General features: G+C 71.3%; 14 protein-coding genes. 7 read left to right on the top strand and 7 right to left on the bottom strand.

The features are described 5' to 3' along the window. Positions 1-24: 24 nt before the first annotated feature. The 4 genes from F3J18_RS31500 to F3J18_RS31485 all read right to left on the bottom strand — a co-directional run bounded on the left by F3J18_RS31500 (position 25) and on the right by F3J18_RS31485 (position 3,318). Entirely contained in the window at positions 25-438 is a 414-nt protein-coding gene (locus F3J18_RS31500; RefSeq protein WP_025096924.1) for a heme-binding protein, read from the bottom strand. 62 nt (positions 439-500) lie between these two features. After that, positions 501-1,736: an MFS transporter gene (locus F3J18_RS31495; protein ID WP_166916024.1), complete on the bottom strand. Its 1,236-nt coding sequence runs from the start codon at positions 1,734-1,736 to the stop codon at positions 501-503. Between the two features lie 146 nt (positions 1,737-1,882). Beyond that, positions 1,883-2,578: an alpha/beta fold hydrolase gene (locus F3J18_RS31490; protein ID WP_025096926.1), complete on the bottom strand. Its 696-nt coding sequence runs from the start codon at positions 2,576-2,578 to the stop codon at positions 1,883-1,885. A 215-nt stretch (positions 2,579-2,793) separates the two neighbouring features. After that, a complete protein-coding gene (locus F3J18_RS31485) occupies positions 2,794-3,318 on the bottom strand; it encodes a heme-binding protein (RefSeq protein ID WP_025096927.1) in 525 nt (174 codons plus the stop codon). Positions 3,319-3,482: 164 nt separating this feature from the next. Here F3J18_RS31485 and F3J18_RS31480 point away from each other — a divergent pair, with 164 nt between their 5' ends. Next, positions 3,483-4,460 (top strand): LysR family transcriptional regulator, encoded by a 978-nt coding sequence (locus tag F3J18_RS31480; RefSeq protein WP_166916022.1) that lies wholly within the window; start codon positions 3,483-3,485, stop codon positions 4,458-4,460. 30 nt (positions 4,461-4,490) lie between these two features. Here F3J18_RS31480 and F3J18_RS31475 read toward each other — a convergent pair whose 3' ends face one another. The 3 genes from F3J18_RS31475 to F3J18_RS31465 form a co-directional block, all read right to left on the bottom strand. After that, positions 4,491-5,018, bottom strand: coding sequence for a GNAT family N-acetyltransferase (locus F3J18_RS31475; RefSeq protein ID WP_025096929.1), 528 nt, complete (start codon positions 5,016-5,018; stop codon positions 4,491-4,493). A 60-nt stretch (positions 5,019-5,078) separates the two neighbouring features. Next, a complete protein-coding gene (locus F3J18_RS31470) occupies positions 5,079-5,951 on the bottom strand; it encodes an AraC family transcriptional regulator (RefSeq protein WP_166916020.1) in 873 nt (290 codons plus the stop codon). Positions 5,952-6,123: 172 nt separating this feature from the next. After that, entirely contained in the window at positions 6,124-6,525 is a 402-nt protein-coding gene (locus tag F3J18_RS31465; RefSeq protein ID WP_166916018.1) for a DoxX family protein, read from the bottom strand. Between the two features lie 326 nt (positions 6,526-6,851). On the opposite strand from F3J18_RS31465, the gene F3J18_RS31460 reads away from it, so the two are divergent. From F3J18_RS31460 to F3J18_RS31435, 6 genes are all read left to right on the top strand, one after another. Beyond that, positions 6,852-7,889, top strand: a complete 1,038-nt coding sequence (locus tag F3J18_RS31460; protein ID WP_166916016.1) for an ABC transporter substrate-binding protein — start codon at positions 6,852-6,854, stop codon at positions 7,887-7,889. Positions 7,890-7,939: 50 nt separating this feature from the next. Then, entirely contained in the window at positions 7,940-8,929 is a 990-nt protein-coding gene (locus F3J18_RS31455; RefSeq protein WP_025096933.1) for a quinone oxidoreductase, read from the top strand. Between the two features lie 123 nt (positions 8,930-9,052). Next, positions 9,053-10,348, top strand: a complete 1,296-nt coding sequence (locus tag F3J18_RS31450) for an MFS transporter (protein WP_025096934.1) — start codon at positions 9,053-9,055, stop codon at positions 10,346-10,348. 21 nt (positions 10,349-10,369) lie between these two features. Then, positions 10,370-11,047: a response regulator gene (locus F3J18_RS31445; RefSeq protein ID WP_025096935.1), complete on the top strand. Its 678-nt coding sequence runs from the start codon at positions 10,370-10,372 to the stop codon at positions 11,045-11,047. Beyond that, on the top strand, positions 11,040-12,410 hold the full coding sequence (locus F3J18_RS31440) for a sensor histidine kinase N-terminal domain-containing protein (RefSeq protein WP_025096936.1): 1,371 nt from the start codon (positions 11,040-11,042) through the stop codon (positions 12,408-12,410). The genes F3J18_RS31445 and F3J18_RS31440 overlap by 8 nt, the downstream gene beginning before the upstream one ends. Before the next feature lie 8 nt (positions 12,411-12,418). Further along, positions 12,419-12,791: hypothetical protein (locus tag F3J18_RS31435; protein ID WP_166916015.1), on the top strand; the 373-nt coding region annotated here is incomplete at its 3' end.

The raw sequence follows: 12,791 nt of genomic DNA, 5'->3' as shown, positions 1-12,791 counted from the left end.
GGGAGGGGCAGGCCGCGGCGGGCTTCATGACGCGAGCGCCGCGAGCGAGCGCGCGGCGGCCTCGGCGATCGCCTGGTCCTGCTCGGCGCTCGCGCCCGATACGCCGATCGCGCCGAGCACGCGGCCCTGCGCGTCGCGCAGCAGCACGCCGCCGCCGAAGCCGATCAGGCCGCCATTGGTGTTCTCGAGCGCGTAGGCGGGGCCGCCGGGCTGGAAGTTCGCACCCACCTCGACGCTGTCGGCGCGGAACAGCGCCGCGGTGCGGGCCTTGCGGTAGGCCACGTCGATCGCGCCGAGGAAGCAATCGTCCATGCGCGCGAAGGCGACCGGGTAGGCGGTTGCGTCGACCACCGTCACCGAGACGGGCGGCAGGCCGTGTTCGCGGGCGTGGTGCGTCGCGGCGGCGATGAGGGCGTTGGCGTGATCGAGTGGCAGCATGGCGATGGTTCGGATGACGTAGGAATCGGTTCGGGCGGCGGTGATGGTCCGGGGCTGGCGGGTCAGTGCCGAGGGGCGGGCTGCGGCGCCGGCCGCCGCCGCTGGTCGGCGAGCGCCCAGCCATGCACCGCGATGCCGGCCAGCGCGAGCAGCGCGCCCACCCAGCCGGTCGAGGACCAGCCGAGCCCCGCCGAGATGGTCAGACCGCCGAGCCAGGCGCCCAGCGCATTGGCGATATTGAAGGCCGCGTGGTTGAGCGCGGCGGCCAGCGTCTGCGCGTCGCCGGCCACGTCCATCAGGCGCGTCTGCAGCGTCGCCGACAGCGCCACCAGGGTGCCGACCAGCAGCACGTTGACGGGCCCCAGCAGCATGCTGTGCGCCGTGAAGGTATAGACGCCCATCACCACGGCGCCCCAGAGCAGGGTCCAGCGGATGGTTTTTTCTAGCGCGCGGTCGGCGAACTGCGAGCCGGCCAGGTTGCCGGTCACCATGCCGAAGCCGAACAGCGCGAGCACCGCCGGCACCAGCGCGACGGGCAGGTGGGCCAGCTCGGTCATGGTCGGCTTCACGTAGCTGAACACCGAGAACAGGCCGCCCGAGCCGATCGCGCCGATGCCGAGCGTGAGGATCACCTGCCGGCGGCGCAGCGCGCCCAGCTCGCGCAGCGGGCTGGCCTGCGCGTCGCCCGGCACGAAGGGCACCCACAGCCAGACCAGCAGGGCCGTCAGCGCGCCGATCGCGCCCACGATCGCGAACGCGCAGCGCCAGCCGAACCATTGGCCGATCGCGGCCACCACCGGCACGCCCAGCAGGGTAGCCAGCGTCAGGCCGAGCAGCACCATCGCCACCGCCTGGGTGCGGCGCTCGCGCGGTACCAGGCCGGCGGCGACCAGCGCGGCCACGCCGAAGTAGGTGCCGTGCGGAAAGCCGGTCAGCAGCCGCGCCAGCGCCATCGAACCGAAGCCGGGCGCGATCGCGCTGGCCAGGTTGCCGAGCGCGAATACCAGCATCAGCCCGACCAGCAGGCTGCGGCGCGGCCAGCGCGCGCCGAGGATCGCCAGCAGCGGCGCGCCGATCACCACGCCGAGCGCGTAGATGCTGATCAGGTGGCCGGCCTGCGGGATCGTGATGGCCAGGTCGCGCGCCGCGTCGGGCAGCAGGCCCATGATCACGAATTCGCCGGTGCCGATGCCGAAGCCACCCACGCCGAGCGCGAACAGGGCGCGGCGCGTCTGCGCCGGGGACGGCGCGACGACGGGGCGGCTCGGGCCGTCGGCGATGGCGGAAGCGGTGGACATGGGGCAGCGGGTTCGGCGAGTGGAGGGGGCCTGCCTCGCGCGAGGCGGGGGCCCAAGCGGCGGATCGTAGCGCCGAAACGCGCTGAAATGAATGAATATGGCTCAACGTTACATTGAGTCAAATTCACGATACGGGGCGGCCCCGTCTAGGCGAAGCTGGCGAGCAGGTGGCTCAGTTCGGCGGGATTGTCGAGCATCAGGTCGTGTCCGCCACGCAGGCGGTGGCAGGGCCAGCCGCGCGCGATCACCGTCTCGGCCGTGGCCGCGAAATGCGGGGCCGGATTGTCGGCGGCGAGGATGTAGCTCGACGCCACCGTGTCGGCGCGGCCCGTCAGCGAGGCGGGCGTGGTGAAGCTGCGCCAGGGATGGGGCGTGGCTTTCGCGTCGATCAGCGCGTGGTTGGCCGGGTCGGCGGCCAGCGCGGCGCCGGGAAAGGGCGGCAGCGACCAGCCGTCGTGGGCCGCCACCCGGGCCGCCGATTTCTCGCCGCCGTCGGGCAGGTAGCTGACCAGCGCCCGGCCGTGGTCGGCCACGAAGGCGTCGAGATAGACCACGTGGCGCAGCCGCTCGGGCAACCGGTCCGCCACGTGACGCACCACGTAGCCGCCGTAGGAATGGCCGACCAGCACCACCTGGTCCAGATCCTCCCAGCGGATCAGGTTCTCGATATCGGCGATGTGGGTGTCGAGGCCGGTCTCGCGGCTGAGCAGGTGCGAGCGTTCGCCGAGGCCGCTCAGGGTCGGCGTGAAGACCGAGTGGCCGAGCGCGCGCAGCGCCGTGCGCACGCGCGACCAGCACCAGCTGCCGTGCCAGGCGCCGTGGACGAGGACGAAATGGGTCATGCGGATGGTTTCCTTGCGGGGGAGATGAACGGGCGCGAATGCGCGGTGGCGCTTCGACTCGAGATCAGTGTGGCGGTTTCGGGCGATGCCGGTCGCGAGGCGGGCGGCATCGGTGCGCAAGCGCTGCCCGCCGATGCGGCTGGCGGGACATGGCTTCGCGGTTCGCGGCCGGGGTTTCGGCTCCGGCATTCGGGAAGCGATTTGATGCTCAAGGCTCAAGGCATGGCGGATGACTTCGCGTCCGGCGGTACCAGCCTGGCCAGGCCAGCCCTGGCCGCGGCGCCGTCATCCTCCGGCTGGCCGCCCGCCACGCCGATCGCGCCGATCACGCGACCGTTCGCGAGCACCGGCAAGCCGCCTTCGAGCGGCAGGGCGCCGGGCAGGTCCAGGAAGGCGCTGCGTCCCTGGCGGATCGCCGCTTCGAGCGCGGCGCTCGGAAAGCCATAGGCCGAGGCGGTGCGCGCCTTGGCCAGCGAGGCGTCGACCATGCCGGCCGGCGCCGCGTCGGCGCGTTCGAGATAGAGCGGATGGCCGCCCGCGTCGACGATGCTCACGACCACCGCGTTGCCGCGCGCCTGCGCGGCGGCCAGCGCCGTGTCGGCGGCCTCGCGGGCCAGCGCGAGCGTGAGCGCCGGTTCGACGGCGAGCGATTGCGCCGCCGCGAGGGCGGGCGAGAGCGCGGCGCCGGGCAGCAGCGCGACGAGGATGGCGCGTTTCGCGCCTCGGGTCAGGAAGGGCATGGCGGGTTCCGAACGTGGCAGGTGAAAACGTGGCCGATCAATCGGCGGGTCGAGGCGGGCGCGTGATGCGCCGGCACCTGCGCATGGTCGGCCAGGCGTCGCTTGGGATAAACCGTGCCGCATGTCACACTCCATCCCGCACTTCGGGACAATGAGGCGGAACGATGGATCGTATCCAGGCAATGCAGGCATTCGTGCGCGTGGTCGAGAGCGGCAGCTTCGTGCGCGCGGCCGACCGGCTGGGGCTGTCGACCACCTCGACCTCGCGTCTGGTCGGCGAACTCGAGACGCACCTGGGCACGCGGCTGCTGCAGCGAACCACGCGCCGCCTGAGCCTGACCGACGAGGGCCGGCGCTATTTCGAGCGCGCCAGCCAGTTGCTGGCCGACCTCGACGAGGCGGAGGCCGAGATCGGCGCGCGCATGCGCCTGCCTTCGGGCCGGCTGCGCCTGAGCGTGCCGCTGTCGTTCGGCGTGCGCCATCTCGCGCCGCTGCTGTCGGGCTACCGCGCGCGCTACCCTGACGTGCAGCTGGAGATATCGGCGGCCGACCGCCTCGCCGACCTGATCGACGAGGGTTTCGACCTCGCGCTGCGCATCACGCGCCGCACGCCGCCCGGACATCACGTCGCCAAGCGGCTCGCCTCGATCCGGCTGGTGGTGTGCGCCGCGCCGGCCTATCTGGAGAAGTTCGGGATGCCGAAGCATCCCGGCGAACTGGCCGCGCACAACTGCCTGACCCAGTTGAGCAACGACTACGCCGAGCGCTGGCAGTTCGTCGGCGCCGAGGGCGAGCTGTCGGTGCCGGTGAAGGGCAGCTTCCGTTGCGACAGCGGCGACATGATGCGGATCGCGGCGCTCGACGGCGAGGGCATCGTCCTCGAACCGAGCTTCATCGTCGGCGAGGACCTGGCCAGCGGCGCGCTGGTGCCGCTGCTGCGCGACTGGGAGATTCCGCCCGCCGAGGCGCTGGCCGTCTATCCCAGCCGGCGGCATCTGTCGGCCAAGGTGCGCAGCTTCGTCGAATTCCTGCAGCAGTCCTTCGCCGACGAGCCTTCGTGGGACGCCTGGATGCGCGAGCCACGTGAGGCACATGAGCCACATGAGGCGCCGGCCGCGCGCCGGGGCCGGCGCCTCCGCTGATACGCGGCGCCGCGCCGAATCGTCCTCGCCTCAGCGCGGCTGGAGATCGAGCCGGAAGAACAGCGAGTTGCGATCGGGGAAATCGTATTTGACGGGCAGGTCGTGGGCGGCGATCTGCACGAAACCCTCGCGCCGGTAGAAGGCATGCGAGCGCGTGGAGACCGCGGGCGTGTCGAGCACGATGGTCGAGACGCCGGCCTGCCGCGCATGCGCGAGCAGGGTGCCGAACAGGCGCGCGGCGCAGCCGCGATCGGCGCCGCGCCAGTCGGCCGCGACGAAGAACTTCTTCATCACCGCGATGCCCCGGCCCTTCAACTGCAGGGCGATGGTGCCGACCACCCGGTCGGCTTCATCGAGGGCGACCCAGAAGCCGCCGCCGGTCGCGGCGTAGTGAGCGGGGATGTCGAGCAGGTCGGGCTGGTCCTCGATGGGGATGCCGACCCCGCCCTCGACGTTCTGGACATGCAGGATCAGCGCGACGGCGGGTTCGGCATGGGCGGGTTCGAAGGCGACGATGCGCGGCGCGGCGGGGTGGAGCGGTGTGGCGGAAGACGACATGATGCCCTGGTTCGACGGTGGAGAATACCGTGAACCTTAGCGCCCGCGCGGCCTCGCGATCTAGAACGTTCCTGCGCGCCGCCGCGCGGCCAGGGTGCCCGGCGTCATGCCGAACATCGCCTTGAAATGGCGGCCCATGTGGCTCTGGTCCGCGAAGCCGGTGGCGGCCGCCACCTCGGGCAAGGGCTCGCCCGCCAGCAGCCGGCGCTTGGCCTCGACCAGGCGCAGCACCAGTTGATAACGATGCGGGCTCAGGCCATAGGCCGCCGTGAAGCGCCGGCCGAGCTCGGCCACGGACAGCGAGGCCTCGCGTGCGAGCTGTTCGAGCGAGACGTTGCGATCGTGGAAGCTTCGCAGGTAATCGGCGGCGCGGCGCAATCGCACGTCGGGCACGTCGGGCACGCCGGGCACGCCGGGCGCGGCTTGCGGCGCCGTCGCCTGGCCGGCGCCGAGCGCCTTGAGCACGCGTTCGCAGAACAGCGACCATTCCCCGTCCCAGCTCGCGACGGCCTCGGGCTGCGTGAACAGGCGCGCGGCGAAATCCGCGAACTGCGCGGCCGCGCCGAGGTGGCGACGCGGCCTGAGCAGCAGCTCGGGCGCGACGCCGTGCATCGCGCAACGCGCGCGCCATTCGGCATCGGGGATGTAGAACATGGTGTACTCGCTGGCGCCGCCGTCGATGCAGCGGCCCGCGTGCGCGGCATGCGGCGGCAGCGCATAGAGTTCGCCGGGCGCGACGATCACCGGGCGGCGCGCGCTCGCCGAGATGTCCTTGGTGCCGAGCTGCACGGCGGCCACCGCCCAGGTGTCGTGCGCATGCGCGACGAAGCGGTGTTGCTCGAAATGGGTTTGCATCAGCTCGACCCCGGCCGAACGCAGCCGGCCGTAGCGGACACGGTCGCGCGAGGCATCGGGACGGGCGGAGTCGGGCATGGACGGGGTCACCAGGACAGGACGCGGCGAGGCAATGCCGACCGCGACGCGCGGCGGGCGCCACGCGCTGCGGCGCATTCTAGCGCGGCGCCGGGCCGGGTGCAGGCTGCCCTGGCGGTGGTTTCCCCGGCAGCGCACGGCCGGCCGCCAGCCGCACCGCAAGCTCCCGCCTTCAGGCCGCCGCGCCGCGTCCCAGCGCATGCGCGCCGTCGCCGATCAGGGCCAGCACGGCGGCGGCAACCGCCAGGAACACCGGGTATTCCCAGCCGCCATGCGGATTGGTGAAGCTCCAGCCATTGCCGAAGTGCACGCTCGCGGCGCCCAGCAACTCGAGGGTCGCGAGTACCGCGATCGGCCGCGTGCGCCAGCCGGCGATCAGCAGCAGGCCGGCGACGATCTCGAACAGCATCACGGGCCAGGCGAGCCAGCCCGGGAAGCCGACCGAGGCGAAGAACTGGGCGGTGCCGGCCGGCGTGAACACCAGCAGCTTGGTCAGGCCGTGCGCGATGAACATCAGGCCGAGCGCGAGGCGCAGCAGCAGGGCGGCGTAAGGGGTGGTGCGAGTGTCGATCATGTCGGGTTCCGGTCGGGCATCGAGGTGCCGCCGGCACGAACAGGCACGGCGGCGGGCATGTCGTGACTGTAAAAGCGTTGACTGACGGGATAAATGGAATGGAACGACATAAACTCTGCCGCGAAACGGGCCAATGGCCGTTGGAGCCGCCGCCACCCGCGCCGAGGGTAAATACCGAGAAAACTGCGCAAGCGCTGAAGGGAATCAGAAGGCGTCGGATTTTTATACTGGGCACCGTTGACGCGGGCTTGCCCGCCACGATCCGGCGCATTCAGGAACCGGACGCGAAGCGCGGCCCGCATGCCGCGAGAAGGAGACAGATCCCCATGCATTCCCTGGTCCGCAACCTCGTTCGCCTGCTGCTGCCCGGCGCGCTCGCCCTCGCGTGCGCCGCGGTGCCGGCCGGCGCGAGCGCGGAGCCCATCAAGCTGATGATGGGCGGGATGTCGAAGATCATCTACCTGCCCGCCGTGCTGGCCGAGCAGCTCGGTTATTTCCGCGATGCCGGGCTCGAGGTGCGGGTGCTGTCGGTGCCGGCCGGCATCGATACCTCGACCGAGCTGATCGCCGGGGCGATCCACGGCGCGGTCGGTTTCTACGATCACACCATCGACCTGCAGAGCCGCGGCCAGGACGTGCTGTCGGTGATCGTGTTCGTGCGCGCCGCGGGCCTGGCCGAGCTGGCCACCACGCGGCCGCGCGGCGGCGTGCCGATGCAGTCGATCGACGAGGCGCGCGGCCGCCGGCTCGGCGTGACCGGCTTCGGCGCCTCCACCTGGGTGCTGACGCGCTACCTGAGCACCCGCGCCGGCATCGCGCCGGGCGAGTACACGGTGGTGCCGCTCGCCTCGGACACGCGTTTCGTCGATGCGCTCGAACACGGCACGATCGACGCCGGCATGGTCGAGGAGCCGACCGCCACGCGCCTGCTGTCGAGCGGCGCCGCGCGCGTGCTGGTGGACCTGCGCAGCGTCGAGGGCACGCGCGCCCAGCTCGGCGGCACCTATGTGGGTGCTTGCCTCTACCTGCGCCGCAGCTGGGTGCTCGCGCATCGCGACCAGACCCAGCGCCTGGTGCAGGCCCTGGTGCGCGCGCTGCGCTACCTCGATACGCATAGCGCCGAGCAGGTCGTGTCGATCCTGCCCGACAGCGTGACCGGCGCCGACCGCGCCGGCTACACGCGCGCGCTGGCGCTGGCCAAGCCCTCGTTCTCGAGCGACGGGCGCATGCCCGAGGATGCGCCGCAGACGGTGCTCAAGGTTCTGGTGTCGAACGGGACCGGGCTGATGGCCCGGCACGTCGACTTGTCGCGTACCTATACGAATTCCTTCGTCGACGGCACGCAGCGGGACGTCTTCCACTGAGGTCTGCAAGGGTCGACGCGAAGACGGAAGGCAAGCGGATGAGAAGCAGCATGAAAGCGATTCGTATCGAGCAGTACGGCGGACCGGAGGTCCTGCGGCGCGTCGAGATGGCGGTGCCGGAGCCGGGCCCCGGCGAGGTGCTGGTGAAGCTGGCCTATGCCGGCATCAACTTCATGGACGTGCACACGCGCCAGGGCAAGTACCGCGATTCGCGGACCTACCCGGTGCGGATCCCCTGCACGCTCGGCATGGAAGGCGCGGGCGAGGTGGTGCGGGCCGGCCCCGGCGCGAGCGGGTTCGAGCCGGGCCAGCGGGTGGCCTGGTGCATCGCCTGGGGCGCCTATGCCGAGTACGCGGTGGTGCCGGCCGCGCGCCTCGCGCACGTGCCCGATGCTATCTCGCTCGACCTGGCCGCCGCCGCGATCTTCCAGGGCTCGACCGCGCACTACCTGCTCGACGACGTGGCCGACATCCGCGCCGGCAGCACCTGCCTGGTCCACGCGGCCTCGGGCGGGATCGGCCAGTTGCTGGTGCAGCTCGCGCGGCGCCGAGGCGCGACCGTGTTCGCCACCACCAGCAATGCCGAGAAGGCCGCCGTGGCGAAGGCGCACGGCGCCCACCACGTGATGCTCTACGAGGACGGCCGCTTCGCCGAGCGCGTGCGCGAGCTGACCGATGGCCGCGGCGTGGACGTGGTGTTCGACGCGGTCGGCCGGCCGACGCTGCGCGACAGCTTCCGCGCCACGCGCGTGCGCGGGCTGGTGGTGAACTACGGCGCGGTGGCCGGCTCGCTGAACGATCTCGATCCCTACGAACTGGGCGAGGCCGGCTCGCTGTTCCTGACGCGCCCGCGCCTGGCCGACCACCTGGCCGACGGCGACACCGTGCAGCGCCGCGCCGACGAGATCTTCGCCGCGCTGGCCGAGGGCGCGCTGTCGATCGAGATCAACGGCCGCTACACGCTCGACGACGTCGAGCTGGCCCACGCGGCGCTCGAGGAGCGTCGCCAGCTCGGCAAGGCGGTGATGCGGATCGGCTGAGCCGGCCGCCCGCCGCGGGTTTTTCTTGTCGTCCCGTTTCAATCGTTTCAACCGTTTTTCGCCGCAACCGCAGCCCGCCGGGCCGCCGCGGCACCATGCGCTAGTCGCGAGGAAGTCCCCACCATGTCAGCAGTCATGCCCGTCGAGCGTCGCGAATCCAGGGCGCGTTCGGTGTTCCGCGCGGTCAGCGGCAACTTCCTGGAGATGTACGACTTCACGGTCTACGGCTACTACGCGGCCGCCATCGCCGCCACCTTCTTCCCGGCCGGCAACGAATTCGTCTCGCTGATGCTGGCCTTCTCGGTGTTCGGCGCGGGCTTCCTGATGCGCCCGATCGGCGCCATCGTGCTGGGCGCCTACATGGACCGCCACGGCCGCCGCAAGGGGCTGATCCTGTCGCTCACGCTGATGGCGATCGGCACCATGTGCGTGGCCTTCGTGCCGAGCTATCACGCCATCGGCCTGGTCGCGCCGGCCATCGTGCTGTTCGGGCGGCTGCTGCAGGGCTTCTCGGCCGGCGCCGAGCTCGGCGGCGTGTCGGTCTACCTGGCCGAGATCGCCACCAAGGGCAACCGCGGCTTCTACTGCTCCTGGCAGTCGGCCAGCCAGCAGGTGGCGGTGGTGTTCGCGGCCTCGCTCGGCGTGCTGCTGAACTCGGTGGTGCCGGCCCAGGAGATGACCAGCTGGGGCTGGCGCGTGCCCTTCGTGATCGGCTGCCTGATCGTGCCGTTCCTGTTCTACATCCGCCGCACCCTGCAGGAATCCGACGAGTTCGTGGCGCGCAAGCACCATCCGGGCATCGGCGAGATCACCCGCGCGATCTTCGCCAACTTCGGGCTGATCCTCGCCGGCATGGGCCTGGTGATCATGACCACCACCTCGTTCTACCTGATCACCGCCTACACGCCGACCTTCGGCAAGGTGGTGCTGAAGATGTCCTCGTTCGACGCGCTGCTGGTGACGGCCTGCGTGGGCATCTCGAACTTCGTCTGGCTGCCGATCTCGGGCGCCGTGTCGGACCGCTTCGGCCGCCGCCCGGTGATGCTCGCCTTCACGCTGCTGACCGTGTTCACCGCCTATCCGGCCATGCAGTGGCTGGTGGCCGGCCCCTCGTTCGGCAAGCTGCTGGCCGTCGAGCTGTGGCTCTCCCTGCTCTATGCGTGGTACAACGGCGCGATGGTGGTGGCCCTGACCGAGCTGATGCCGGTGAAGGTGCGCACCACCGGCTTCTCGATGGCCTATAGTCTGGCCACCATGGTCGGCGGCTTCACGCCGGCGATCTCGACCTGGCTGATCCACGCCACCGGCGACAAGGCCGCGCCGGGCGCCTGGATGGGCGTGGCCGCCGTGTGCGGCATGATTGCGACGCTGCTGCTGTACCGGACCAAGGGCGCCCGGGAGCAGTACAAGCTCGCGTGAGCGGAGTGACAAGGAGAAGGCGTGAGGCTGCTGCTCGTCGAGGACAATGAAGAGCTGGCGCACTGGCTGGCGATGACGCTGACGGACGACGGCTTCATGCTCGACCGCGTGTCGAGCGGCGAGGCGGCCGAGGACGCGCTGCGCGCCTCGGCCTACGACGTGGTGCTGCTCGACCTGAACCTGCCCGGCATGTCGGGCAAGACCGTGCTGCGCCGCATGCGCGAGCGCGGCGACGCCACCCCGGTGCTGATCCTGACGGCCACCGGCGCGGTGGACGAGAAGGTGGTCTGCCTCGGCGCCGGCGCCGACGACTACATCGTCAAGCCCTTCGACGCGCGCGAGCTGGTGGCGCGCATCAAGGTGCTGGCGCGGCGCCAGGCGCCCTCGCGCTCGAACCGGCTGCGCTGCGGCAACCTGGTCTACGACATGGACCGCCTGCAGTTCGCCGTCGACGACGCGCCGCTGGTGCTCACGCCGCGCGAGCACGCGGTGCTCGAGGCGCTGATCCTGCGCGCCAAGAAGACCGTCTCCAAGACCACCCTGGCCGAATCGGTCAGCGCCGCCGACGCGCCGACCAGCGAGGACGCGATCGAGATCTACGTGTCGCGGCTGCGCAAGAAGCTGGAGGCCAGCAGCGCCACCATCATCACGCTGCGCGGGCTGGGCTACCTGCTCGAGGACGGCGCCGCCGATGAATAGCCTGCGCGTCAGGCTGCTGCTGTGGCTGGCGCTGCCGATGACGGTGTTCATCGTCGCGGCCGGGCTGATCACGCGCAGCAATGCCTGGCGCACCGCCAACCTGCTGCAGGACGAGGTGCTGCTGTCGGCCGCGCGCGTGATGGCCGGCAACGTCGGCTGGGACGGCAAGGACCTGAGCGCCTCGATCTCGCCGAGCGCGATCGAGATCCTCAGCACCGCGCGCGAGGACCAGGTGTTCTTCCGCGTGCAGGAGGTGGACGGGCCGATGATCGCCGGCACCTCGGACTTCCCGCAGACCGTGCCCGACGTGTCGCCCAAGTGGTACGACGCGGTGATGAACGGCGAGCCGGTGCGCGCCGTGTCGGTGATCCGGCCGATGTACGACGCCGGCTTCACGCGGCGCGTGGTGATCTCGGTGGGCCGCACCCTGCACGAGCGCGATGCGCTGGTGCTGGCGCTGTGGCGGCCGCAGATGTTCTATTTCTCCGCCATCCTGACGATCGCCGTGGTGCTGGTCTGCCTCGGGCTCACGCTCGAGCTGCGGCCGCTGGCGCGGCTCGCGCGGCGCATGCCCGAGCGCGTGCTGACCTCCTCGGTGCGCATCCAGCTCGAGCCGCTGCGCAGCGAGTTGCGGCCGATCGTCAGCGCCTTCAACCAGTGCCTGGAGATCATCGAGAAGCAGACCGCCATGCAGCGGCGCTTCGTCGCCGATGCCGCGCACCAGTTGCGCACCCCGCTCACCCTGCTCGGCACCCAGTTGCAGTACGCGCGGCGGCAGAGCGATCCGGCCCAGGTGCAGGACACGCTCAAGGCGATGGACCGCAGCAACCGCTCGCTGGTCGCGCTGACCAACCAGCTGCTGACGCTGGCCCAGGCCGAGGCCGCCGATTACGCGCAATACCCGGGCGTCGAGGTCGACCTGCGCGAGGTGGCGACCGCCACCCTCGAGCAACTGGCGCTGCTGGCGCAGCGCCGCCGGGTCGAGCTGGTGGCGACGCTGGGCGAGGGGGGCGAGGGAGGGAAAGTGGCGGTGTCCGGCAACGAGCCGCTGCTGTCGGTGCTGGTGTTCAACCTGGTGGACAACGCGATCCGCTATTCGCCGGAAGGCGGCACCGTGACGGTCTCGCTCGAACCGCTGCCGGGCGCGGTGCGCCTGCGCGTGCGCGACGAGGGCGCCGGCATCGAGCCCGCCCTGCGCGAGAAGGTGTTCGAGCCGTTCTTCCGCGCCTCGCCGCAGCCGGGCAGCGGGCTGGGGTTGGCGATCGTGCGCGAGATCGCGCGCGCGCATCGCGCCACGCTGCGGCTCGAGGACGGCGAGCCCGGGCGCGGGCTGGTGGTGGTGGCGGAGTTTCCGCTCGCCTGAGCGGGCCGATGGTGCCTTCCGGCACCCGCGTTTTTCCGCGCGCGCCGCGCCGCTCTTTATACGCTCTGTTCGCGCCGATCCTCATTCTTTACGCGCCCTTGATGGCGATCCGACCAGAATCCTCCGCTGGATTCCGGGAGATCGTCGTCATGTCTCGCATCGCTTCCTGGCCGCCCGCGTCGGCGGCATTCGCCTCGTTCCGTAAGCGCGCGCTCGGCCAGCGCTCGCTTGCCCTGGGCGGCGCGGCGGCCGCCGTCGTCGCGATCGCGCAAGGGCTGACCGGCCTTGGGCTGTTGCTGTTCGTCACCGCGCTGCTGCCCTTCGTGCTGGTCGGGCGCCGCGCCGCGCGTGCCTGCCCGCGCAACCTGCGCGCGCGCCGCC

This window comes from Burkholderia sp. Ax-1720, from assembly GCF_011753035.1.
Lineage (GTDB): Bacteria > Pseudomonadota > Gammaproteobacteria > Burkholderiales > Burkholderiaceae > Burkholderia > Burkholderia gladioli.
The sequence above is the reverse complement of the archived record's forward strand: the minus strand, read 5'-3'. Positions and strand labels throughout refer to the sequence as shown.

Coding starts and splice junctions, on each gene's coding strand:
- F3J18_RS31500 (WP_025096924.1), bottom strand. CDS start 438: ATGCTGCCACTCGATCACGCCAACGCCCTCATCGCCGCCGCGACGCAC.
- F3J18_RS31495 (WP_166916024.1), bottom strand. CDS start 1,736: ATGTCCACCGCTTCCGCCATCGCCGACGGCCCGAGCCGCCCCGTCGTC.
- F3J18_RS31490 (WP_025096926.1), bottom strand. CDS start 2,578: ATGACCCATTTCGTCCTCGTCCACGGCGCCTGGCACGGCAGCTGGTGC.
- F3J18_RS31485 (WP_025096927.1), bottom strand. CDS start 3,318: ATGCCCTTCCTGACCCGAGGCGCGAAACGCGCCATCCTCGTCGCGCTG.
- F3J18_RS31480 (WP_166916022.1), top strand. CDS start 3,483: ATGGATCGTATCCAGGCAATGCAGGCATTCGTGCGCGTGGTCGAGAGC.
- F3J18_RS31475 (WP_025096929.1), bottom strand. CDS start 5,018: ATGTCGTCTTCCGCCACACCGCTCCACCCCGCCGCGCCGCGCATCGTC.
- F3J18_RS31470 (WP_166916020.1), bottom strand. CDS start 5,951: ATGCCCGACTCCGCCCGTCCCGATGCCTCGCGCGACCGTGTCCGCTAC.
- F3J18_RS31465 (WP_166916018.1), bottom strand. CDS start 6,525: ATGATCGACACTCGCACCACCCCTTACGCCGCCCTGCTGCTGCGCCTC.
- F3J18_RS31460 (WP_166916016.1), top strand. CDS start 6,852: ATGCATTCCCTGGTCCGCAACCTCGTTCGCCTGCTGCTGCCCGGCGCG.
- F3J18_RS31455 (WP_025096933.1), top strand. CDS start 7,940: ATGAAAGCGATTCGTATCGAGCAGTACGGCGGACCGGAGGTCCTGCGG.
- F3J18_RS31450 (WP_025096934.1), top strand. CDS start 9,053: ATGTCAGCAGTCATGCCCGTCGAGCGTCGCGAATCCAGGGCGCGTTCG.
- F3J18_RS31440 (WP_025096936.1), top strand. CDS start 11,040: ATGAATAGCCTGCGCGTCAGGCTGCTGCTGTGGCTGGCGCTGCCGATG.